A 21,791-nucleotide genomic window follows, 5' to 3' on the forward strand; every position below is an offset into this window, starting at 1 on the left:
CATCGCCCCGTTGCTGTCTTATCCCGCCTGCGTCCGCCCGCGCCGGTCTGATCGAAGGTTGGCATAGAGCACGTGATTGCGCCAGCGCCCGTTGATTTGCAGATAACTTTGGGCCACACCCTCGTATTTGTAACCAACCTTCTCCAGCACCCCGCGCGAAGCGGCGTTTTCCGGCAGACAGCCCGCTTCCAGTCGTGACAGATCAAGTTCGTTGAACGCGTAGTGGACCACGGCCTCGAGTCCTTCACGCATGTAGCCCTGACGGGCAAAGCGTTCGCCGACCCAATATCCGGTTGTTCCCGCCTGCGACGGACCGCGCCGGATATGGTCGAGCGTGACCGCGCCGACCAATGCGTTATCAGCCCGTCGAAACATGAAAAGTGGAAGCGCAGTGCCCCCCTGGATCGAACGGTTGGCCCAATACACGCGATTTGTGAAACTTTTTCGGCTTAGATGATCCTGCGCCCAAGTCGGTTCCCATGGGGTCAGAAAGTCGCGGCTGGCGGTGCGCAACGCTGACCAACCGCGAAAGTCGCCATGCGTGGGTGGTCGCAGGGTCAGTCGTTCGGTTTCGATCCTGACCTTCTTGGACCGACCCAGCATCAAGCGACACGCCTGTCTTGCAAGACCTCAAACGGAAGCGCATCTTCCGCCGGGCCATAAACGGCCATCGCCATTTCACCCCGGGTCAAGCTCGCCCCAAAGTCGCGCAAATCGGCCAGCGTCACCGCGTCAATCTTCTCGACCGTTTCGGAAAGGGACGGCACACGGCCCCAGATGGCGACCAGGCGGGCCATCCGTTCGGCGCGCGACGATGGGCTTTCCAGCCCCATCAGCAGCCCCGCCTTCATCTGAACGCGCGCCCGCTCCAACTCGCGTTCCGTGATATCGGTGCCAGCCCGTTTCATCTCGTCAATGCACAGGCGGGACAGATCAGCAATATCATCGCCCGAGGTGCCCGCATAAATCGTCATCATTCCTGTGTCGTCATAGGCACCAAGCTGTGAGAAGACCGAATAGCAAAGACCGCGCTTTTCGCGCGCTTCCTGAAACAGACGCGAGGACATCCCCCCACCAAGAACGGAACTGAACAGTTGAGCCGCATAAAACGCATCGTCGCGATAGCTGGGCGCTTCCAACCCAAGCGTGAAATGCACCTGTTCCAACCCGTTGCGAACTTCGACACGCGACCCGCTGGACCACCGTGCGGCATCTGTCATGCGTGGTTTGCTGGGTGCCAGATGCCCAAATGCGGCCTCGGCAAGGCGCAGAATCTGGTCATGATCGACCGCTCCCGCGGCAGACAGGATCAACTGATCCGGACCATAATGCTGGTCCACAAACGATGACAGATCGCTTTTGCCAAATGACCGCACCCGGTCGGCTGGGCCAAGGATGGTGCGGCCCATCGGTTGATCCGGAAATGCGGCTTCTTGCAACCAGTCGAACACTACATCATCGGGCGTATCCAATGCCTGACCGATTTCCTGCAAGATCACACCGCGCTCAACCTCGATCTCGCTGGTGTCAAACACCGGGTTCAGCACGATGTCCGATATGACATCAAGGCCCAGCGCCACATCGTTCTTCAAGACACGCACGTAGTAAGCTGTCACTTCGCGCGAGGTATAAGCGTTGATGTAGCCGCCTACATCCTCGATCGCCTCGGCGATCTCAAGTGCCGAGCGCCGTTCGGTGCCTTTGAACGCCATATGTTCCAGAAAATGCGCGATGCCGTTTTGCGCAGGTGTTTCATGGCGGCCACCCGCCGTCACCCATACGCCAACCGAGGCGCTTTCTAGCCCCGGCATATACTCGGTTACGACACTGACGCCGTTGGGAAGTCGGTCCAGACGCACACTCATGCAGGGATGGCCTTTCCGGTGCGTTCGCAGATCAAGGTTTTCAATGCGTCCAGATCATTCGCCACGCGGGTCATGCGTTCGTCACGGTCAAACAGGTCTGCCATGTGGGGTGGCAGCGGCGCGTCCTGCCCGCATGCGTCTTTGACCGCTGCCGGGAATTTTGCAGGATGTGCTGTGGCCAGCGTGACCATCGGGCTCGTGCCCAAATGCTCGTTCGCGACCTTCACTCCGACGGCAGAATGGGGGCACAGCACTTCGCCCGCGCGGGCAAACGAGGTCTTGATCTGCGCCATGGTCTCATCCTCGGACGCGCGCCCGCTTTTGAAACTTTCGCGCAGGAACTCCATCGCGCCCTGGCTGATCTTGAAACCGCCCTTTGACAGGTCGGCCATCTGGTCGGCCACCACTTTGCCGTCACGCCCGTAGGCATCAAACAGCACACGCTCGAAATTCGATGATACCTGAATATCCATCGACGGGCTGATCGACGGCGTGACCCCCGCCTTGGTATAGGCGCCGGTTTCCAACGTGCGGTGCAAGATGTCGTTCTGGTTGGTGGCAATCACCAGTTGGTCAATCGGCAGCCCCATCTGTTTGGCAATGTAACCAGCGAAGATGTCTCCGAAATTGCCCGTGGGCACCGTAAAGCTGACCCTGCGGTGCGGCGAACCCAGCGCGACCGCCGAGGTAAAGTAATATACCACCTGCGCCAGCACGCGCGCCCAGTTGATCGAGTTCACCCCCGCCAATTTCACCGCATCGCGGAAAACGAAGTCATTGAACATGTCTTTCAGCCGGGCTTGGCAATCGTCGAAATCGCCGTCCATGGCCAGCGCATGGACATTCGCCTCGGACGGCGTCGTCATCTGACGGCGCTGCACCTCAGACACTCGCCCATGTGGAAACAGGATGAACACATCGACCGCATCCAGCCCCTTGAAGGCTTCTATGGCCGCAGATCCGGTATCGCCCGAGGTCGCGCCGACGATGGTCACTTTTTCCCCCCGGCGGCTCAGTGCCACTTGGAACAGCTGACCGATCAACTGCATTGCAAAGTCTTTGAAGGCCAAGGTCGGGCCGTGAAACAGTTCCAGCAGGAAATGGTTGGGACCGAGTTGCACCAGGGGCGCACGTGCGTCGTGTTTGAACCCGGCATAGGCCCTGGCAATGATCTCGTGGAACTCGTTATCCGTGAACGTGTCGCCGACGAAGGGGCGCATCACGCGAAAGGCGACCTCTTCATAAGGCAGCCCGGCCATAGCCGCGATGTCGCCTGCGCTGATGGTTGGCACGGTTTCGGGCACATAAAGGCCACCGTCGCGGGCCAGACCCGTCAGCATGGCATCTTCAAAGCTCAGAACCGGGGCCTCACCACGGGTAGAGATATAGCGCATTTCAGTCGCTCCTTGGGGCGAGAGTGTCACGTGTCCGGCGTTTCATACGCCAAAGCGCCAAGCCTGTCATCACCACCCATGTTGCTGCCATCAAAAACCATGTGACGGCATATTCAAGGTGGTCATTGGGGATGCCCACGCTGGTTACTGGCATCGGCAAAACGTCCGGCTCGGCAGGGGTCGTCTGACGCGCAATAATAAGGATCGGGCGCGTGTTCAAGACCTCGGCCATCTGGTCGATGTCGCGGGCAAACCACGTGTTGGTGGACAGCTCGTTTTCAGGCGTGGCGCTGTTGCGATCATCGGGCCAATGCAGGTTGCCCAGAACTGTGATTTGCCCTTCAGATGTGGGTGGCATCGGGTCGGCCACACGGATGAAGCCCCGATCAACCAAAACCGAACCATCTTCCGTCATGAACGGAGAAATCAGACGATACCCAGCCCCCAAGTCCCGGCTGCTGACCAGCACCCGCAGCGTGCCCGCCCCCATCATACCCGTCACCTTCACTGGCAGATACTTGTCTCGTTTCGGATCGGGCTGCGAGGGTATACCGACCGGGGCGGCAGCGATCCGGCGGTCAATCTCGGTCAGCACATCTTCTTTCCACTTCAAACGGTCGAGCTGCCATTTCCCAAGGCCCAGGAACAGGACCAGAATGGCCATACTAAGGATTGCGGTCAGGATCAGGCGAAAACTCATCAGCGGGTCCAAAGCGGGTCAAGTCAAAGGGGCGCGAAGGTTTCCCCTCGCGCCCCGAATAGGACTATTTTCGGGTCAGGTTCAACCGCCCCAGATGTAGACGGCGGCAAACAGGAACAACCACACAACGTCAACAAAGTGCCAGTACCAAGCCGCGGCTTCAAAGCCCACGTGGCTTTCCGGGGTGAACTGCCCCTTCATCGCCCGCAGCAGGCAGACAAACAGAAAGATCGTGCCGACAATCACGTGGAAGCCGTGGAAACCTGTCGCCATGAAGAAGTTCACGCCATAGATATTTCCTGCAAAATCAAAGGTCGCGTGGCTGTATTCATACGCCTGAAACATGGTGAACAGCACGCCAAGGATCACTGCCAGCGCCAGCCCAGTAATCAGGTCTTTGCGGTTGTTTTCATGCGCGATGGCGTGGTGTGCCCAGGTTACAGCAGCACCTGACAGAAGCAGGATCAGGGTATTGATCAGTGGCAGGTGCCATGGATCAAAGGTCTCGATCCCTTCGGGTGGCCAAACACCGTCAATCGCCGGTGAGCCTTCGGTCATCGGGTAAAGCGCGTGCTTGAAGAAGCTCCAGAACCACGCCACAAAGAACATGACCTCGGACATGATGAACAGGATCACACCATAGCGCAGGCCGATCTTCACGACCGAGGTGTGGTCGCCGGTTTCGCCTTCATGGACAACGTCGGACCACCAGGCAAACATGACGTAAAGAACGCCAGCCAATCCGATGAAAAAGATCCATGGAACGTCGTTGGCCATCCATTGCACCGCCCCGAACAGCATGATGAACCCTGAAACGGCCCCGAGGAACGGATTCACCGAAGGGGGCAGGATGTGATAATCGTGGTTTTTTGCATGTGCCATAATCGTATAGTCCCTGTTCTTCTGGCCGTCAGTTTTGCACTGCCGAAGTGGTCGGCGCAAGCAGCGCCAGATCATCCGGCAATTCTGTTTCGTGGAATGTATAAGACAGCGTGATGGCTTTAAGGTATTTCGCCTCGCGGTCATCGACGATTTCCGGGTCGACATAGAATGTAACCGGCATGGTCACGCGTTCGCCCGGTTGCAGCACCTGCATCTCAAAGCAGAAACAGTCGATCTTGGTGAAATAGCCACCAGCCGCGAATGGCGCGACATTATAGCTGGCTGTGCCGGCGACCGGACGGTCCGTCGGGTTGTAAGCCTCGTAAAAGGCCAGTCCGGTTTCGCCCAGCCTGATTTCCATCTCGCGCTGAACGGGCTTGAACTCCCACGGCATTCCACGCTCTTTCGAGGCGTCGAAGCGCACCAGCACTTTCTGATCCAGCACCACGTCCGATCCGCGCTCTGCCACGGCGGTTGCCCCGCCAAAGCCGGTCACGCGGCAAAACCAGTCGTAGAACGGCACCGCCGCCCAGCTGAGTGACCCCATCAGGATCACCACGCCCACCATCTTGGCAGCTGTTTTCTGCTGGCGGGTCAGGCTCATTTGCTGACCTCCGTGGCCGCGGGTGCTGGTTTGTACAGGTCGCCGACTTTGGCAACCGTCACCCCGTAGACCAACCCGACAAACAGGATCAGCGTGACACCCACGCCGACATTGCGACTCAGGCGGCGCTTATGCAATTCGTGACCAACCTTGATCGCCATCAGCCCCATCCCCCAAGTCCGAACGGTTTCAGAGAGGCTTCAACAAGCAGCGCTCCGTAATGTAGGAACAGATAGGCCAGCGACAGTTTGAACAACCTACGCTCGGCCTTGTGTTTGTCGGCGTCCGAGGCGACATCATCGCGACGGAACACGTCCCACGCGCCTTTGATAAACATGCCGTTCAGAATCAACGCCACGACCATGTAGACCGGCCCACCGATTGACGTCAGGCCCAGCGCAATCGCCACGACGGCAAGCACCAGTGAATAGCCCAGAATGTGCGCCCGTGTCGCGCGGCGCCCATGGGTCACAGTCAGCATGGGAACACCCGCATTGGCATAATCACCCTTGGTAAACAGTGCCAATGCCCAGAAATGCGGTGGGGTCCATGCAAAGGTCAGGGCGAACATCAAGACGCTTTCAATGCTGATCCCACCGGTTGCCACCGCCCAGCCGATCATCGGGGGGAACGCCCCTGCCGCGCCGCCAATGACGATATTCTGCGGCGTCCAGCGTTTCAGCCACATGGTATAGATCACCACATAGAAGAAGATGGTGAAGGCCAGAAGAGCAGCCGCCACAAGATTCGCCGCCAGTCCCAGCATGACAACAGCCATCGCCGACAAGGTCATACCGATTGCGAACGCTTCGCCCTCGGCCACTTTACCTGACGGAATGGGCCGCGACTGGGTTCGACGCATCTTGCGGTCGATATCGGCATCCCACCACATGTTCAGCGCGCCGGAGGCTCCGCCGCCGACCGCGATAAACAGAATTGAGGCAAGTCCGATGACTGGGTTTACCCCGACCGGCGCGACCAAAAGGCCGACAAATGCAGTAAACACGACCAGCGACATCACACGCGGCTTCAAAAGCGCGAAATAGTCGCCAAACCCGGCTTCGCGGGTGTCGGTGTTGGTTTGAATGCTGGCGTCGCTCATTGGGTTTTACGCGCTCTGGCTAGTAGGGTTTTCAGTTCACAATCACCGCCCCCGCAAGGCCGGTCGGGTTGGGGCGCAGACTTGGGTCCGCTCCCCGGTCTTGATTACTCGGCTGCGGCGACCTGAACCGTCGGAAGCGAGTCTACGTTGCCCGCATATTCTTCGACCGCACCTTTCAGCCAGGAATCGTAATCTGACTGGCTGACAGCCTTGACGGTGATTGGCATATAGGCGTGGTCCTTGCCGCACAATTCGGAACACTGACCGAAGTAGATGCCTTCCTTGCCTTCATCGACTTCAAACCACAACTCGGCCAGACGACCGGGAACGGCATCCTGCTTCACACCAAAGGCCGGAATGGTCCAGGAATGGATCACGTCGGCGCCTGTGACCTGAATGACGACCTTTTTGCCTGTCGGAACGACCAAGGCAGTGTCGGTGGCCAGCAAATACTCGCTTTCGCTATAGCCGTATTCTTCCAGTTCATCCTTGGCCAACAGGAAGCTGTCAAATCCGAACTCGTGCTCGGGATATTCATAACCCCAATACCACTGATACCCGGTTGCCTTGATCACCACGTCACCCTTGGGGATCACTTGTTGCTGGAACAGAACTGGCAGTGAAAACGCCCCGATAAAGACAAGTATAACGACCGGCACCAGCGTCCAGATAATCTCGATCGGCGTGTTGTGGGTGAATGTTGAGGGTTCGGGGTTGGCGCGACGATTGAAGCGCACGATCACGATGGCCAACAGCAGGGTGACGAAAATCGTGATGGCAATAATGATGTAGTTGATCATGCCGTCCAGCCCATGCGCCGCTTGTGCGATACTGGTCGCAGACGGTTGAAAACCCATGGCACCATCGACCGGCTTGCCGATGATTTCCAAATTTTCCTGCGCGATCGCCTGACCGGTGGTCAGAATTGCAGTTGCCGTGGCGAAAAGGCTGCTAAAACGCATCATGTTCGTCTTTCTCTTCCCTGTGCGACGCGACGCGATCACGGGCCCTCGGGCTGGCGCGACAGCGGTTCGCTCATTCCTCTCCCGTGCGCTGGCGCGGGATTCCTTGTTTCTCTTTGACGAGAAACCATATTAGAAAGCTGGGAACAAGGAAAAACCTTCTCAGGTTAAGCAACAAAATCCACCTTTAGCGCTATTTCGAGGCCCCCATGACAGATGCCAAATCGTTTCGCCCGTTTGAGACCCATTTGGACGCTGACCGCGCCCGGAGCCTGCTGGCGGACGTGACCGCCGGAGCTGACGACGGTGAACTGTTTCTGGAAAGAATGCGGTCCGAGGCGCTGGTCTTCGACGATGGACGGCTCAGAACCGCGAGCTATGACGCATCCGAGGGGTTCGGACTGCGCGCGGTCCGCGGGGAAACAACGGGTTATGCCCATTCGACCGAAATCAGCGACGCCGCATTGCAACGCGCGGCGGCAACCGCTCGATTGGCCGTGGGCGATGGCGGCGGCACATGGGCCGATGCACCTGCTCGCACCAATCAGAAGCTCTATACTGATGCCGACCCGATGGCAGACGCAGGCTTTGGTCTGAAGATCGAGACCTTGCGCGAGATTGACGCTTTCACCCGCGAGCTTGACCCACGCGTTGTGCAAGTCTCGGCCACCATCGCTGCCAGCTTGCAAGAGGTGCACATCCTGCGCCCCGATGGCGCGCTGGTCTCGGACACGCGCCCCATGACACGACTGAATGTCTCGGTCATCGTGGAAAAGGACGGCCGGCGCGAAAGCGGATCATCCGGCGGCGGTGGGCGCGCTGGTCTGACCGGCTTGATGGCTTCTGACACATGGCAATCAACGGCCCGCGAGGCGCTGCGCATCGCGCTGGTGAATCTTGATGCGGTCCCTGCCCCGGCGGGTGTTATGGACGTGGTTCTGGGCAATGGTTGGCCCGGCATCCTGCTGCACGAAGCGGTGGGCCACGGGCTGGAAGGCGATTTCAACCGCAAGGGCACGTCCGCCTTCTCGGGCTTGATCGGCACTCAAGTCGCCGCGAAAGGTGTGACCGTGGTCGATGACGGCACCCTGCCCGACCGGCGCGGGTCTTTGTCGGTTGACGACGAAGGCACGCCAACAGGACGCGCGGTGTTGATCGAGGACGGCGTGCTGGTGGGATACATGCAGGACCGCCAGAACGCCCGCCTGATGGGGGTCGCGCCCACCGGCAACGGGCGGCGGCAAAGCTTTGCGCACGCGCCCATGCCGCGCATGACCAACACGATCATGGAAAGCGGCACCGCCACGCCAAAAGAGGTGCTGGGAGAGCTGAAAGACGGTATTTACGCGGTCGGTTTCGGGGGCGGACAGGTGGACATCACCAACGGCAAGTTCGTGTTTTCCTGCACCGAGGCCTACCGCGTTGAAAACGGTAAGGTCGGCGCACCGGTCAAGGGGGCCACCCTGATCGGCGACGGCCCTGCGGCAATGAAACAAATCCGCGCCATTGGCAATGACATGGCGATGGACCCCGGCATCGGCACCTGCGGCAAGGCAGGCCAATCGGTGCCTGTGGGCGTCGGCCAACCCTCGTTATTGATTGGCGGGCTGACGGTTGGGGGATCGGCGGCATGATCCGGCCCCGATGGCATTTCACCACACGCGTATCGCCAAATTCACATCTGTTAGGGGGGCGTTAACCATTGGCACGGCAAGGTTAATCCGCAAGAGACGGAATCAATCATGCCTATGGACCTTTCACCTTCCCTGCATCACCCCACCCCCTCCCCTCAGTCTGAGGAAGATGAATTGGCGTGGATCCGTCTCTTGCGCTCTCGTCGTGTTGGGGTTGCAACCTTCTATCGCTTGTTGTCCGAGCATGGTTCGGCGCAGGCCGCATTGGCCGCGCTACCGGATGTCGCAGCCGAAGCAGGGGTAAAAGACTATGCCCCCTGCCCGCCTGAGGTTGCCGAGGCGGAGCATCGCCGCGCGCGGTTTACCGGAGCCAAGATGGTAACATGGGGCACGCCAGCCTATCCTGAACTTCTGTCAGAGATTGCCGACCCGCCGCCGTTTTTCTGGGCAATAGGCGATATTTCCCTGCTGCACCGCCCGATGGTCGCGCTGATCGGCGCGCGCAATGCATCCTCGATCGGGTTGCGCATGACCCGTAAACTGTCCCGCGACCTCAGCGAAGCCGGGTTTACCATCGTGTCCGGGCTGGCGCGCGGCGTGGACACCGTGGCGCACGAAGTCGCGCTGGACGCTGGCAACACCGTGGCCGTGATGGCGGGTGGCGTCGATGTGATTTATCCCAAGGAAAACACGGTTCTGGCCGAAGATATTGCCCGCAATGGGCTTCGGCTGTCTGAACAGCCGCCGGGCCTGCCCCCGCAGGCGCGCCATTTTCCCCGCCGCAACCGTTTGATCTCGGGGTTGGCGCGCGCTGTTGTTGTTGTTGAAGCCGCCGCCAAGTCAGGATCGCTGATCACCGCGCGCAATGCGTTGGATCAGGGGCGCGATGTGCTGGCCGTGCCCGGCCACCCGTTCGATGCCCGTGCGTCGGGCTGCAATTTCCTGATCCGCGATGGCGCTGCCCTTGTGCGTGGCGCGCAAGACGTGATCGACGCGATTGGCCCGGCCGTCGCAACAGACAAAGATGGCGCAAATGCTACCATGCCTGTCGCATCACCGCCAGTAGAGCCGCGCAAATCGCAAGACAAAAGAACCCTGTCCCAAACGGCCGAATTGCACAGCCAGATCCTGACCCGGCTGGGTCCAAGCCCCCTGGCAGAGGACCAGTTGATCCGGGATCTGGGCGATCAAACAGGCGCGGGTTCGGGCGATATCCTGCCCGAACTGGTCAATCTGGAGCTTGAGGGCCGAATCATACGCCAGCCCGGCGGCTTGCTTGCTCGATCACAGTAGGTCGGCATTTAACCTGTGTAGATTTGGTAAAATAATCTTACCAATTATGAAAAAATCCTTGCCGAATTCTTACAAACCCTATTGCGCTGCGATGCAGCACGCCCTACGACTTTCACCCAAATCGGCATAATGGGCCTGATAAGGGGGAGAGTGAGATGCGGGACTTTCAGAAAATCCTGATCGCCAACCGGGGTGAAATCGCCATTCGCGTGATGCGCGCTGCCAACGAAATGGGCAAGAAGACCGTCGCGGTCTATGCCGAAGAAGACAAGCTGGGCCTGCACCGCTTCAAGTCGGACGAAGCTTATCGCATCGGTGAAGGTCTTGGTCCGGTCGCCGCCTATCTGTCGATTGACGAGATCATTCGCGTCGCAAAGGAATGCGGCGCTGATGCGATCCATCCCGGTTATGGTCTGCTGTCAGAAAACCCAGATTTCGTGGATGCCTGCGACGCCAACGGGATCACCTTTATCGGCCCCAAGGCAGCCACAATGCGCGCGCTGGGTGACAAGGCATCAGCCCGCAAGGTCGCGGTCGAAGCGGGTGTGCCCGTTATCCCCGCCACCGAGGTGCTGGGCGACGATATGGATGCCATCCGCAGGGAAGCCAAGAGTGTCGGTTATCCCCTGATGCTGAAAGCCAGCTGGGGCGGTGGCGGCCGCGGGATGCGCCCGATCCACGGCCCGGACGAGTTGGAAGAAAAAGTGCTGGAAGGCCGCCGCGAGGCCGAAGCCGCCTTCGGCAATGGCGAGGGGTATCTGGAAAAGATGATCACCCGCGCCCGTCATGTCGAGGTGCAGATTCTGGGCGACAGCCACGGCAACATCTATCATCTGTATGAACGCGACTGCTCGGTCCAGCGCCGCAACCAGAAGGTCGTGGAACGCGCACCCGCCCCCTATCTGTCCGAAGCGCAACGCGAAGAGCTGTGCGAACTGGGTCGCAAGATCTGCGCCCATGTGAATTATGAATGCGCGGGCACCGTCGAATTCCTGATGGATATGGAAACCGGCAAGTTCTATTTCATCGAGGTAAATCCGCGCGTTCAGGTCGAGCATACCGTGACAGAGGAGGTCACTGGCATCGACATCGTTCAGGCGCAAATCCTGATCGCCGAAGGCAAGTCGCTGTCCGAAGCGACCGGCAAGGCGTCACAATACGACATCCGTCTGAATGGTCACGCCCTGCAAACCCGCGTCACCACCGAAGACCCGCAAAACAACTTCATCCCAGATTATGGCCGCATCACCGCCTATCGCTCGGCCACCGGCATGGGTATCCGACTGGACGGCGGCACGGCCTATGCGGGCGGGGTGATCACGCGATATTATGACAGCCTTCTGACGAAAGTGACGGCTTGGGCGCAGACGCCCGAAAAAGCCATCGCCCGGATGGACCGCGCCCTGCGTGAATTCCGCGTGCGCGGCGTGTCGACCAACATCGCCTTTGTCGAAAACCTGTTGAAACACCCGACCTTCCTGAACAACCAGTACACAACGAAGTTCATCGACGAGACACCCGAACTGTTCCAGTTCAAGAAGCGACGGGACCGGGGCACCAAGGTGTTGACTTATATCGCGGACATTACCGTGAATGGGCATCCCGAAACGCAAGGTCGCGCCGCACCGGCCAGCGATTTGAAGCCACCGAAGCCTCCTGCCTCGCGCGCTGAACCCGCAGCAGGCACCCGCAACCTGCTGGACGCCGAAGGGCCGCAGGCGGTCGCCGATTGGATGAAGGCGCAGAAAAAGCTGTTGATCACCGACACGACGATGCGTGATGGGCACCAATCGCTTCTGGCCACGCGGATGCGATCGATTGACATGATCAAGGTCGCACCCGCTTATGCGGCCAACCTGCCCGAGCTTTTCTCGGTCGAATGTTGGGGCGGGGCGACGTTCGACGTGGCGTATCGTTTCTTGCAGGAATGCCCGTGGCAACGTCTGCGCAACCTGCGCGAAGCTATGCCCAACGTGATGACGCAGATGCTTTTGCGCGCGTCCAACGGCGTGGGCTACACCAACTACCCCGACAACGTGGTGCAGGCCTTTGTCAAACAGGCCGCGCTGACCGGTGTTGACCTATTCCGCGTGTTTGACTCGCTCAACTGGGTCGAGAACATGCGCATCGCGATGGACGCTGTGGTCGCATCGGGCAAGATCTGCGAGGGCACGATCTGCTATACTGGCGATATCCTTGACCCTGATCGCGCCAAGTATGACCTGAAATACTACGTGGGCATGGCGAAAGAGCTTGAGGCCGCAGGCGCCCATGTGCTGGGCCTGAAAGACATGGCGGGGCTTCTGAAACCTGCCGCCGCCCGCGTTCTGATCAAGGCGTTGAAGGACGAAGTCGATCTGCCGATTCATTTCCACACCCACGACACCTCGGGCATTGCGGGCGCAACAATCCTTGCGGCCGCCGATGCTGGCGTCGATGCTGTTGACGCTGCGATGGACGCGTTCAGTGGCGGCACGTCGCAAGCCTGTCTGGGATCCATCGTGGAAGCTCTCGACAATACCGAGCGTGACACCGGGCTGGACATCGGGTCCATCCGCGAGATCTCGAACTATTGGGAAGGCGTTCGCGCACAATATACGGCCTTTGAAAGTGGGCTGGCCGCACCTGCCTCTGAGGTCTATTTGCACGAGATGCCCGGCGGACAATTCACCAATCTAAAGGCGCAGGCGCGGTCGCTGGGTCTGGAAGAACGCTGGCACGAGGTGGCGCAGACCTATGCAGATGTGAACCAGATGTTCGGTGATATCGTGAAGGTCACGCCATCCTCGAAAGTGGTTGGTGACATGGCGTTGATGATGGTCAGCCAGGGCCTGACCCGGGCAGAAGTCGAAGACCCCAAGACGGATGTCGCCTTTCCCGACAGCGTTGTGGACATGATGCGCGGCAATTTGGGCCAGCCCCCCGGCGGGTTCCCCGAAACGATTGTCAAAAAGGTGCTGAAGGACGAAAAGCCAAACACCGAGCGCCCCGGCAAGCACTTGAAACCCGTCGATCTGGAGGCCGCACGCACAAGCCTGTCGAACGAGCTAGAAGGGCTGAAAATCGACGACGAGGATCTGAACGGATACCTCATGTATCCCAAGGTGTTTCTGGACTACATGGGGCGCCATCGCCAATATGGTCCGGTGCGCACCCTGCCCACCAGAACCTTCTTTTATGGGATGGAACCGGGCGAAGAAATCTCGACCGAGATCGACCCCGGCAAGACGCTGGAAATTCGCCTGCAAGCCGTGGGTGAAACCAACGAGGACGGCGAGGTCAAAGTGTTCTTTGAACTCAACGGTCAACCGCGTGTTATTCGCGTGCCGAACCGGCTTGTCAAAGCCTCGACCGCCAAACGCCCCAAGGCCGAGGACGGCAACGCAAACCATGTGGGCGCACCAATGCCCGGCGTTGTGGCAACCATTTCGGTCAGCGCGGGCCAACCCGTGCGCGAAGGCGATCTTTTGCTGACCATCGAGGCGATGAAGATGGAAACCGGCATCCATGCCGAACGCGATGCCACGGTCAAAACCGTGCATGTGCAACCCGGTGGTCAGATCGACGCCAAGGATCTGATGATCGAACTGGATTAGACGCTTCGAATGTCGGTATTGGGGTCGCCATAGTTGGTGGCCCCTTTTTTTGCCACAATGCAACGGCACGTCAGCTTGGCAATAAAAGGCGATAAGAACCCCCTTCTGGTGCGAATTTCGCCGTTTGGTGTGATTTTCCCCTTGCAGCCATGCGTTGGATTTCATATCTCACGGCTCACCGAAGGATGCGGGCGTAGCTCAGGGGTAGAGCATAACCTTGCCAAGGTTAGGGTCGGGCGTTCGAATCGCCTCGCCCGCTCCAATCGGTTCCCCGGTTCGGCCACTGGCCGGACAAACCCATCAGGATGCGGGCGTAGCTCAGGGGTAGAGCATAACCTTGCCAAGGTTAGGGTCGGGCGTTCGAATCGCCTCGCCCGCTCCAATGGGACAATTAAAGCACGGGCTCGCAGTCAGAATGCTGGCCGTTGACCTGCCAATGATCAACTTTCGTTCACAACAGCTGCCCAATCGTGTGATTGGGTTTGTGTTGATTTTAGAGGTTTGAACTGCCTAGGGCTTGGCAAGATGCGCAAAGCAGGTGTGACGTTGCTCAGGCTCCCGTGGTGACGCTGCGGGTTGTAATGGACGGCGAAGGCCTCGACCTGGGTTACGAGATCGCCTGGCAGAACGAAGTTTTCCAACAGGATGCGGTTCGTCAGGGCTTGCTGCCGCGGTCGATCTAGCATTGGGTTTGAGGGTGATCCGGTGCACAACGGGAGCAATTCATCCCCTTGAAGCCGACGATGCGGTGCCCGGGGCATGTTCACGATTGCGCACATTCAATGCCAGTCCTCCGACACCACAGGCGCAGGCCAACCCAGGCCCTTGCTTGTCGTCCTCAATGTGGCGAACCATATGGTTCAAAGTGGATACGGTCATCTCGCCCGCAGAGTGTCTGGGCATATCGATACTTTACGGTTAGGTAGCTATGGGATCTTCAAGGCGTCCTGTAGCTTCCGTTTTTTCACTTCTTGGAAAGTCCTGTCCTCTTGGCGCACAGAAGAAGCCTAAAGAACAGATCTGACTTACATCGGTGGTCCGGTACTCGCCACCAATGGTATTTACCATCGGGCAGACCTTTACCGCACACTACATGAGTGTTTAGACCGTTTGCGGTGTTGTTTTTGCTTGCTGGCCGATGACCCGTCTGCCTGACTGCGAACCGACATGCGCCACCTCGGCGAAGGCCGACCCATGGAAAACCGGCCATTCAATCCCCATCTTATGCACACCTACAACGCCGAACAGGGGGTAAAGATTTGAGCACATATGAAAAATCCGCTGACGCCATCGCCAAACTGTCACCCGAGCAGTTTCGCGTAACCCAGGAAAATGGCACCGAACGCCCTGGAAGTGGCGAATATCTTGGCAACAAGGCGCCGGGCATCTACGTGGATATTGTCTCGGGCGAACCGCTGTTTGCTTCTTCGGATAAATATGAAAGCGGATGCGGGTGGCCCAGTTTTACAAAACCGATCGAGCCTGCCCATATCACCGAGCTGCGGGATGCAACACTTGGCATGGTGCGGACCGAGGTGCGATCAACCAATGGCGACAGCCATCTGGGTCACGTGTTTCCGGACGGGCCAACAGACCGGGGCGGTTTACGGTATTGCATCAACTCGGCCTCGCTTCGCTTCGTGCATCGTGATGATATGGAGGCGGAAGGCTATGGTGCCTATCTCAACCAAGTGGAGGATATCTGATGACACAAGAACGTGCGGTTCTGGCAGGCGGGTGTTTTTGGGGCATGCAGGACTTGATCCGCAAACTGCCCGGTGTGATCTCGACCCGCGTGGGATACACGGGCGGCGATGTGCCCAACGCGACCTATCGCAACCACGGCACCCACGCCGAAGGGATCGAGATCATATTTGACCCCGACCGGATCACCTATCGTCGGTTGTTGGAGTTCTTTTTTCAAATCCATGACCCGACCACCCCCATGCGGCAGGGTAATGACATAGGTGCCTCGTATCGGTCCGCGATCTATTACGTGGGCGAGGCGCAGAAGGCGGAGGCCTTGAACACCATCGCGGATGTCGATGCTTCGGGTCTGTGGCCCGGCAAGGTCGTGACCGAGGTCGAACCTGCGGGCGATTTCTGGGAAGCCGAGCCAGAGCATCAGGATTACCTGCAACGTATCCCCAACGGGTATACCTGCCATTTCGTGCGCCCTGATTGGGTTTTGCCAAAGCGCGACGCGGCCGAATAACACCATGATCAGGTGCGCCGGTCGGGAATGTCCCGTCTGCGCACCTGAACTGTCGCAGCAAAAGACCTTGCCGCTGTTGGCTGCATGTCGTTATCTGCTCTGCGATCATGTTTGTCTCTTGCGCCCTCTTTCGTACCGGTTCGTTTGTTTGCACCTCGTTCGCGCAAGCGATCGGTGTTTGTTCAGTCGGCATCTTGGCCATCTTTATGGGCACCGATACGGCACGGGCGGATGATATCACCGTCTTTGCCGCTGCAAGCCTGAAGAACGCATTGGATACGGTCGTTCGGGGTTACGAGGCCGAGACCGGGAACAAGGTCCACCTGTCTTATGCTGGATCATCCGTGCTTGCGCGGCAGATTTCGCTAGGCGCGCCTGCGGATGTCTTCATTTCGGCCAACACCGAATGGATGGATGTGCTGGAGGAGGCAGGTCAAATCATTCCCGGCACGCGCGTCGATCTTTTCAGCAATGACCTGGTTTTGATCGCCCCGGCCAAGGGCGCATCTCCAACCTCGGAAGAATTGGCAAATCTTGCCGGATATCTCGCAGGTCGGCGTATGGCCATGGGGCTGGTTGAAGCCGTTCCCGCCGGTATCTATGGCAAAGCGGCACTTGAGGCGTTGGGCCAATGGCAGGCCGTTGCCCCAATGGTTGCACAAACCGACAATGTCCGCGCGGCGCTGGCACTGGTCGCGCTCGGGCAGACGCCGCTTGGGATCGTCTATGGCAGTGACGCGAAAGCCGAACCAAGGGTGCAGGTGGTCATGCGCTTTCCCGCCGACAGCCACCCGGCTATTCGCTATCCGGCGGCAATTGTCGATGGGGACAATGCAGACACGGCAAGCGGTTTTCTGGACTGGCTGCAACAAGACACGGCGACCCAAGTCTTTCTGAACAACGGTTTCACCATATTGGAGGGGTCATGACCGACTGGCTAGGCCCACAGGAATGGCAGGCAGTCACGCTGTCGTTGAAGGTGGCGTTCTGGGCAACGCTCCTGTCCCTGCCGTTGGCCGTCTTCGTCTCACACGCCTTGGCGCGATGGAAATTTCCGGGCAAGCAGATCGCCAATGGGCTGGTGCACCTGCCCTTGATCTTGCCCCCGGTCGTCACCGGCTATCTGCTTTTATTGATCTTTGGTGTAAATGGCCCAGGTGGGCGGGTGCTGGATACGTTGGGCGTGGGCATTGCGTTTCAATGGACCGGGGCGGCCCTTGCGGCAGCGATCATGGGGTTTCCGCTAATGGTCCGGGCGATTCGCCTGTCAATGGAAGCGGTCGATCAACGGTTGGAACAAGCTGCAGCGACCCTTGGTGCCAGCCAGTTGCGTGTCTTTGCGACCGTCACCCTGCCCCTGGCCCTGCCCGGCATTCTGACCGGGACCATTCTGGGGTTTGCCAAGGCAATGGGCGAGTTCGGGGCGACGATCACATTCGTATCGAACATTCCGGGGCAGACACAGACCTTGCCATCGGCAATTTATAGCTTTTTGCAAGTGCCCGGTGGTGAAGCGCAAGCATTGCGACTGGTCATCGTTTCAATCCTTATCGCCATGGCGGCGCTGATCCTCTCTGAAATCTTTGCGCGCCGCCTTGCCCAACGGATGGAGGGCGCATGACCCTTCCTGCGCTTTCCGTTCATCTGCGGCAGAGGATGGAGGGGTTCAGCTTGGACGTGGATTTCGAGGTTCCGACAGGTTTGACCGTTCTGTTTGGCGCTTCGGGGTCTGGCAAGACCTCGGTCATTGATGCCGTTGCGGGGCTGAGCCACGCTGCTACGGGGCACATCGCTGTTGGGGATCGGGTCTTGATGGACAGTGCGCGCGATCTGCATCTGCCGCCCCACAAGCGGCAGTTGGGTTATATCTTTCAGGACGCGCGGCTGTTTCCCCACATGAGCGTCGCGCGGAATCTGGACTATGCCCGATGGGTCACACGCCGGCCCAGCGACCAACCCGCCTTTGATCGCGTGGTTGAGATGTTGGGGATTGGCCCCCTTTTGTCCCGTCGTCCCGCCCGGCTGTCTGGTGGTGAAAAGCAGCGCGTTGCCATCGGTCGCGCCCTGCTGGCCCGTCCCAAACTGATCCTCGCAGATGAACCACTGGCGGCCCTGGACGACGCACGCAAGGGCGAAATTCTTCCTTATTTCGAGCGGCTGCGTGATGAAAGCGATGTGCCGATCCTTTATGTCACCCACGCAGCGACCGAGGTGGCGCGGCTGGCCACAACCGTCGTGGCGTTGGAGGCTGGCCGGGTGATCCGTCAAGGCACCGCCGCCGAAGTGTTGGGCGACCCCGGCTTTACGCCCGGCGGGGTGCGCGACATCGGTGCGGTGATCGAAGCGCGAGTGGCAACCCATCATCCAGATGGTTTGACCGAGTTGGAGGCCGGTGGCCTGCCCCTGTTTTTGCCGCATGTTGAACGCTCTATCGGCGACAAACTGCGCCTTCGTATCGCGGCGCAGGACGTGATCTTGTCAAAGGCCCTGCCCGCAGGACTGTCTGCGCTGAACATCCTGCCGGGCACCATCGCTGATATCAGACAAGGTGATGGGCCGGGTGCTGTCATTTCGCTTGATACCGCCGCGGGCCGGGTGCTGGCGCGGGTCACGAAACGATCCGTTCAGGCCATGGCACTGCATCCGGGAACTGCGATCTTTGCCGTGGTCAAATCGGTTGCGGTGGCACCGGGCGATGTTGGCGCTGCGTCCCGTTAGAACTTGTCGCGCAACGAAAACCAGAACATCGCCGCGACCAGCAACGGCCAGCGCATCGCAACGCCGCCCGGAAAGCGCGGGGTCGGAACCGATGCCATCAGGTCAAACCGCTCGGCCTGACCGGCAATCGCATCGGACGCCATCTTGCCGCCCAGCGTCGCCATCGACACCCCGTGCCCCGAATATCCCGACGCCGACAACACATTGCCCTGCAAACGGGCGAAATGCGGCATCCGATTCAAGGTGATCCCCAAGGTGCCACCCCAGGCATAATCGATCTTGGTGCCATTCAGTTGCGGATAGATCTCCAACATCGGCTTGGACACCAGTTTCACGATATCTTTCGGGAAGCGGTATCCATAACTTTCGGCCCCGCCAAACAGCATCCGGTTATCCTCGGACAGACGGAAATAGTTGATGACGAACTTGCTGTCGGCCACGGCATGACGGTCGCGGATCAGGGATTTGGCGAAACGGTCCTCAAGCGGTTCGGTCGCGATGATGTAATTGTTGATCGGCATGACACGCGCGGCGACTTTGCCTTCTGCATCACCAAGATATCCGTTGCAGGCCCATAGAACATGACTGGCAGTGATCTGCGACGCGTCTGTTTTTACGACCACATTCGAGCCGTCCGTCACCCCTGTCACACGGCTGGTTTCAAAGATCCGCGCGCCAGATATGACCGCGGCGCGTGCCATCCCGAAAGCCAATCGCAGCGGGTGAGTATGCCCGCCCCCCATGTCCAAAGACCCGCCGTGATAGGCGGGCGATCCGCACAGCGCGCGCATCTCATCCCGATCTACTGCGCGGATCAGGTCGTAGCCATATTCCTCGTTCAGCTTGCGCACATAGGCGTGATCTTCTGGCACGTAGCGGGGGCGGTGCATGGCGTGCAGAATGCCGTTGGTGAACCCGGCATCGGGCGCGTGCTTGGCCACGATATCGCGCACCAGCTGGACACTTTCCAGGGACATATCCCAGAGCTTGCGGGCATCATCGCGCCCGACCATCTTTTCCAGCGCATCCTGTTCCAGCCGCTGCCCGGTGCCAACCTGCCCGCCGTTGCGGCCAGAAGCCCCGAAGCCAACCCGCTGCGCCTCAAGCAGCACCACGTCATAGCCCCTCTCGGCCAGATGAAGGGCTGCCGACAACCCCGTGAACCCGCCGCCAATGATGCACACATCGCAGGTCAGATCGCCAGACGCCGCCGGATAGGGTCCGGGCGCATCTGCTGTGGCGGCATACCATGATTGCGGGTATTCCCCGTGCCGGTCGTTGGCAGTTAACAGATCCATCGAAGCCTCATGAAAAATGGGCCGGGATTGCCACGGCCCGCCTTGGATCAGCCTGCGACCAGCAGACGTTTTTCCTTCGCAATTTCATACGCTTCGTCCAACGACGTGCGGGCGCGTTCGATAAAGATGTCAATCTCGGCCTTGGTGATCACCAGCGGGGGCGAGATGATCATCCGGTCGCCTGTGTGACGCATGACCAGATTGTTTGCAAAGCAGCGCTCGCGGGTGATGTAGCCAACAGTTCCCGCATCCGCCGCAAAGGGCGCACGCTTGGACTTGTCAGGCGTCAGAGCCAGCGACCCCATCATGCCAACAATCTTGGTTTCCCCAACCATTGGGTGATCGGCCAGCGAATGCCATTTCTCGGCCAGGTAAGGGGCTGTTTCATCGCGCACCCGGTCAATGATGCCTTCTTCTTCCAGAATACGCAGGTTTTCCAAGGCCAAGGCACAGGCGACGGGGTGGCCTGAATAGGTGTAGCCGTGATTGAATTCGGTCGCGGCCAGCACTTTGGCAATTTCGTCGGATACGATTGACGCACCGATCGGGACGTAACCAGAGCTTAGCCCTTTGGCGACAGTCATGATGTCAGGCTGGATATTCAACGTCTGGCAACCGAACCAATTGCCGGTACGACCAAATCCTGTGATAACCTCGTCCGCGATCAGCAGGATATCGTATTTCTTGCAAATGCGCTGAATCTCGGCCCAATATCCTTCGGGCGCGACGATCACACCCCCCGCCCCTTGTATCGGTTCCCCGATGAAGGCCGCGACTTTATCCGGGCCAACCTCTTTGATCTTGGCTTCCAGTTGTTGGGCGCGTTCCAGACCGAATGCTTCGGGATCGGTGTCGCCGCCTTCGGCATACCAGTTGGGCTGGTCAATGAACTCGATACCGGGAATGGGCAGGCTGCCCTGTTCGTGCATTCCCTTCATGCCGCCCAGTGACGTGCCGCCTATGGTCGACCCGTGATAGGCGTTCCAGCGCGAAATGATCACCTGCCGCTCGGGCTGACCCTTCTCGGCCCAATAGGTGCGCACCATGCGGATGTTCGTGTCATTCGCGTCCGACCCGCCATTGGCAAAGAACACGTGGTTCAGATCGCCCGGTGCAAGCTCAGCCAGTTTCTGGGCCAAGGCAATGGCCGGCACATGCGTTGTCTGGAAGAAAGTGTTGTAGAATGGAAGCTCGCGAATTTGGCGGGCAGCCACATCTGCCATTTCGCTGCGACCGTAACCGATGTTCATACACCAAAGACCCGCCATCGCATCAAGTATCCGCTCGCCTTCGCTGTCGGTCAGCCACACGCCTTCGGCAGAGGTGATGATCCGGGCGCCTTTTGCCTTCAACTCGTCATCCGTGGTGAACGGATGCATGTGGTGGGCGGCGTCAATCGCCTGCAACTCGGCGGTGGGCAGGTGGTTTGTGATCTTGTTCATGTCAGGAACTCCTAGAAACAGTCCGGCGCAGAAGACCTTGCACAGAATCAGTGGTGCTGCGGTCCTGCGAAAAGCTGCGGTCAGAA

The 21,791-nt window shown here is 59.2% G+C and carries 19 protein-coding genes, 2 tRNA genes and 1 pseudogene; 10 read left to right on the forward strand and 12 right to left on the reverse strand.

All coding sequences use genetic code 11. The features are described 5' to 3' along the window. Nucleotides 1-18: 18 nt before the first annotated feature. The 9 genes from BMY55_RS11895 to coxB all read right to left on the reverse strand — a co-directional run bounded on the left by BMY55_RS11895 (nucleotide 19) and on the right by coxB (nucleotide 7,512). The gene (locus BMY55_RS11895; protein ID WP_091430890.1) at nucleotides 19-603 is read right to left on the reverse strand and encodes a GNAT family N-acetyltransferase; all 585 of its coding nucleotides are present in this window, start codon (nucleotides 601-603) and stop codon (nucleotides 19-21) included. Further along, complete coding sequence (locus BMY55_RS11900; protein WP_091430892.1) at nucleotides 603-1,865, reverse strand: M16 family metallopeptidase; 1,263 nt, start codon at nucleotides 1,863-1,865, stop codon at nucleotides 603-605. The genes BMY55_RS11895 and BMY55_RS11900 overlap by 1 nt, the downstream gene beginning before the upstream one ends. After that, nucleotides 1,862-3,259 (reverse strand): threonine synthase, encoded by a 1,398-nt coding sequence (thrC, locus tag BMY55_RS11905; RefSeq protein WP_091430894.1) that lies wholly within the window; start codon nucleotides 3,257-3,259, stop codon nucleotides 1,862-1,864. Before thrC ends, BMY55_RS11900 begins: the two co-directional genes overlap by 4 nt. Before the next feature lies 1 nt (nucleotide 3,260). Further along, nucleotides 3,261-3,959, reverse strand: coding sequence for an SURF1 family protein (locus BMY55_RS11910; protein ID WP_091430895.1), 699 nt, complete (start codon nucleotides 3,957-3,959; stop codon nucleotides 3,261-3,263). An 81-nt stretch (nucleotides 3,960-4,040) separates the two neighbouring features. After that, the gene (locus BMY55_RS11915; protein ID WP_091430896.1) at nucleotides 4,041-4,841 is read right to left on the reverse strand and encodes a cytochrome c oxidase subunit 3; all 801 of its coding nucleotides are present in this window, start codon (nucleotides 4,839-4,841) and stop codon (nucleotides 4,041-4,043) included. Nucleotides 4,842-4,869: 28 nt separating this feature from the next. Further along, a complete protein-coding gene (locus BMY55_RS11920; RefSeq protein ID WP_091430898.1) occupies nucleotides 4,870-5,445 on the reverse strand; it encodes a cytochrome c oxidase assembly protein in 576 nt (191 codons plus the stop codon). Then, a complete protein-coding gene (locus BMY55_RS16935; RefSeq protein ID WP_177179338.1) occupies nucleotides 5,442-5,606 on the reverse strand; it encodes a hypothetical protein in 165 nt (54 codons plus the stop codon). The genes BMY55_RS11920 and BMY55_RS16935 overlap by 4 nt, the downstream gene beginning before the upstream one ends. Further along, nucleotides 5,606-6,547 carry a heme o synthase gene (cyoE, locus tag BMY55_RS11925; protein ID WP_091430900.1) on the reverse strand — a complete coding sequence of 314 codons (942 nt, stop codon included), beginning with the start codon at nucleotides 6,545-6,547 and terminating at the stop codon, nucleotides 5,606-5,608. Before cyoE ends, BMY55_RS16935 begins: the two co-directional genes overlap by 1 nt. A 104-nt stretch (nucleotides 6,548-6,651) precedes the next feature. Next, a complete protein-coding gene (gene coxB / locus BMY55_RS11930) occupies nucleotides 6,652-7,512 on the reverse strand; it encodes a cytochrome c oxidase subunit II (RefSeq protein WP_091430902.1) in 861 nt (286 codons plus the stop codon). A 206-nt stretch (nucleotides 7,513-7,718) separates the two neighbouring features. On the opposite strand from coxB, the gene tldD reads away from it, so the two are divergent. From tldD to BMY55_RS11955, 5 genes are all read left to right on the forward strand, one after another. Continuing rightward, on the forward strand, nucleotides 7,719-9,143 hold the full coding sequence (tldD, locus tag BMY55_RS11935) for a metalloprotease TldD (protein ID WP_091430904.1): 1,425 nt from the start codon (nucleotides 7,719-7,721) through the stop codon (nucleotides 9,141-9,143). 174 nt (nucleotides 9,144-9,317) lie between these two features. Next, nucleotides 9,318-10,436 (forward strand): DNA-processing protein DprA, encoded by a 1,119-nt coding sequence (dprA, locus tag BMY55_RS11940; RefSeq protein WP_407639033.1) that lies wholly within the window; start codon nucleotides 9,318-9,320, stop codon nucleotides 10,434-10,436. A gap of 155 nt (nucleotides 10,437-10,591) precedes the next feature. Further along, nucleotides 10,592-14,032: a pyruvate carboxylase gene (locus tag BMY55_RS11945; protein ID WP_091430908.1), complete on the forward strand. Its 3,441-nt coding sequence runs from the start codon at nucleotides 10,592-10,594 to the stop codon at nucleotides 14,030-14,032. A gap of 187 nt (nucleotides 14,033-14,219) precedes the next feature. Further along, nucleotides 14,220-14,294, forward strand: a tRNA-Gly gene (locus BMY55_RS11950). A 45-nt stretch (nucleotides 14,295-14,339) separates the two neighbouring features. Then, nucleotides 14,340-14,414 (forward strand) — tRNA-Gly (locus BMY55_RS11955). Nucleotides 14,415-14,565: 151 nt separating this feature from the next. Here BMY55_RS11955 and BMY55_RS17085 read toward each other — a convergent pair. Beyond that, nucleotides 14,566-14,765 (reverse strand): annotated as a pseudogene (locus tag BMY55_RS17085) (IS3 family transposase); the annotation flags it as partial. A 526-nt stretch (nucleotides 14,766-15,291) separates the two neighbouring features. Here BMY55_RS17085 and msrB point away from each other — a divergent pair. From msrB to modC, 5 genes are all read left to right on the forward strand, one after another. Beyond that, the gene (msrB, locus tag BMY55_RS11960; protein ID WP_091430910.1) at nucleotides 15,292-15,738 is read left to right on the forward strand and encodes a peptide-methionine (R)-S-oxide reductase MsrB; all 447 of its coding nucleotides are present in this window, start codon (nucleotides 15,292-15,294) and stop codon (nucleotides 15,736-15,738) included. Beyond that, nucleotides 15,738-16,247, forward strand: coding sequence for a peptide-methionine (S)-S-oxide reductase MsrA (msrA, locus tag BMY55_RS11965; protein ID WP_091430911.1), 510 nt, complete (start codon nucleotides 15,738-15,740; stop codon nucleotides 16,245-16,247). The genes msrB and msrA overlap by 1 nt, the downstream gene beginning before the upstream one ends. A 194-nt stretch (nucleotides 16,248-16,441) precedes the next feature. Further along, nucleotides 16,442-17,176 (forward strand): molybdate ABC transporter substrate-binding protein, encoded by a 735-nt coding sequence (gene modA, locus BMY55_RS11970; protein WP_245744728.1) that lies wholly within the window; start codon nucleotides 16,442-16,444, stop codon nucleotides 17,174-17,176. Next, nucleotides 17,173-17,868, forward strand: coding sequence for a molybdate ABC transporter permease subunit (gene modB / locus BMY55_RS11975; RefSeq protein ID WP_091430913.1), 696 nt, complete (start codon nucleotides 17,173-17,175; stop codon nucleotides 17,866-17,868). The genes modA and modB overlap by 4 nt, the downstream gene beginning before the upstream one ends. Beyond that, complete coding sequence (gene modC, locus BMY55_RS11980) at nucleotides 17,865-18,965, forward strand: molybdenum ABC transporter ATP-binding protein (protein ID WP_091430914.1); 1,101 nt, start codon at nucleotides 17,865-17,867, stop codon at nucleotides 18,963-18,965. Before modB ends, modC begins: the two co-directional genes overlap by 4 nt. Here modC and BMY55_RS11985 read toward each other — a convergent pair. Beyond that, nucleotides 18,962-20,263, reverse strand: coding sequence for an NAD(P)/FAD-dependent oxidoreductase (locus BMY55_RS11985; protein WP_091430916.1), 1,302 nt, complete (start codon nucleotides 20,261-20,263; stop codon nucleotides 18,962-18,964). The genes modC and BMY55_RS11985 overlap by 4 nt on opposite strands. Before the next feature lie 47 nt (nucleotides 20,264-20,310). Then, nucleotides 20,311-21,705 carry an aspartate aminotransferase family protein gene (locus BMY55_RS11990; RefSeq protein WP_091430918.1) on the reverse strand — a complete coding sequence of 465 codons (1,395 nt, stop codon included), beginning with the start codon at nucleotides 21,703-21,705 and terminating at the stop codon, nucleotides 20,311-20,313. Nucleotides 21,706-21,791 lie beyond the last annotated feature (86 nt).

The sequence above is a fragment of the Aliiroseovarius sediminilitoris genome, assembly GCF_900109955.1.
Taxonomy (GTDB): Bacteria; Pseudomonadota; Alphaproteobacteria; order Rhodobacterales; family Rhodobacteraceae; genus Aliiroseovarius; species Aliiroseovarius sediminilitoris.

Coding starts and splice junctions, on each gene's coding strand:
- BMY55_RS11895 (WP_091430890.1), bottom strand. CDS start 603: ATGCTGGGTCGGTCCAAGAAGGTCAGGATCGAAACCGAACGACTGACC.
- BMY55_RS11900 (WP_091430892.1), bottom strand. CDS start 1,865: ATGAGTGTGCGTCTGGACCGACTTCCCAACGGCGTCAGTGTCGTAACC.
- thrC (WP_091430894.1), bottom strand. CDS start 3,259: ATGCGCTATATCTCTACCCGTGGTGAGGCCCCGGTTCTGAGCTTTGAA.
- BMY55_RS11910 (WP_091430895.1), bottom strand. CDS start 3,959: ATGAGTTTTCGCCTGATCCTGACCGCAATCCTTAGTATGGCCATTCTG.
- BMY55_RS11915 (WP_091430896.1), bottom strand. CDS start 4,841: ATGGCACATGCAAAAAACCACGATTATCACATCCTGCCCCCTTCGGTG.
- BMY55_RS11920 (WP_091430898.1), bottom strand. CDS start 5,445: ATGAGCCTGACCCGCCAGCAGAAAACAGCTGCCAAGATGGTGGGCGTG.
- BMY55_RS16935 (WP_177179338.1), bottom strand. CDS start 5,606: ATGGCGATCAAGGTTGGTCACGAATTGCATAAGCGCCGCCTGAGTCGC.
- cyoE (WP_091430900.1), bottom strand. CDS start 6,547: ATGAGCGACGCCAGCATTCAAACCAACACCGACACCCGCGAAGCCGGG.
- coxB (WP_091430902.1), bottom strand. CDS start 7,512: ATGATGCGTTTTAGCAGCCTTTTCGCCACGGCAACTGCAATTCTGACC.
- tldD (WP_091430904.1), top strand. CDS start 7,719: ATGACAGATGCCAAATCGTTTCGCCCGTTTGAGACCCATTTGGACGCT.
- BMY55_RS11945 (WP_091430908.1), top strand. CDS start 10,592: ATGCGGGACTTTCAGAAAATCCTGATCGCCAACCGGGGTGAAATCGCC.
- msrA (WP_091430911.1), top strand. CDS start 15,738: ATGACACAAGAACGTGCGGTTCTGGCAGGCGGGTGTTTTTGGGGCATG.
- modB (WP_091430913.1), top strand. CDS start 17,173: ATGACCGACTGGCTAGGCCCACAGGAATGGCAGGCAGTCACGCTGTCG.
- modC (WP_091430914.1), top strand. CDS start 17,865: ATGACCCTTCCTGCGCTTTCCGTTCATCTGCGGCAGAGGATGGAGGGG.
- BMY55_RS11985 (WP_091430916.1), bottom strand. CDS start 20,263: ATGGATCTGTTAACTGCCAACGACCGGCACGGGGAATACCCGCAATCA.
- BMY55_RS11990 (WP_091430918.1), bottom strand. CDS start 21,705: ATGAACAAGATCACAAACCACCTGCCCACCGCCGAGTTGCAGGCGATT.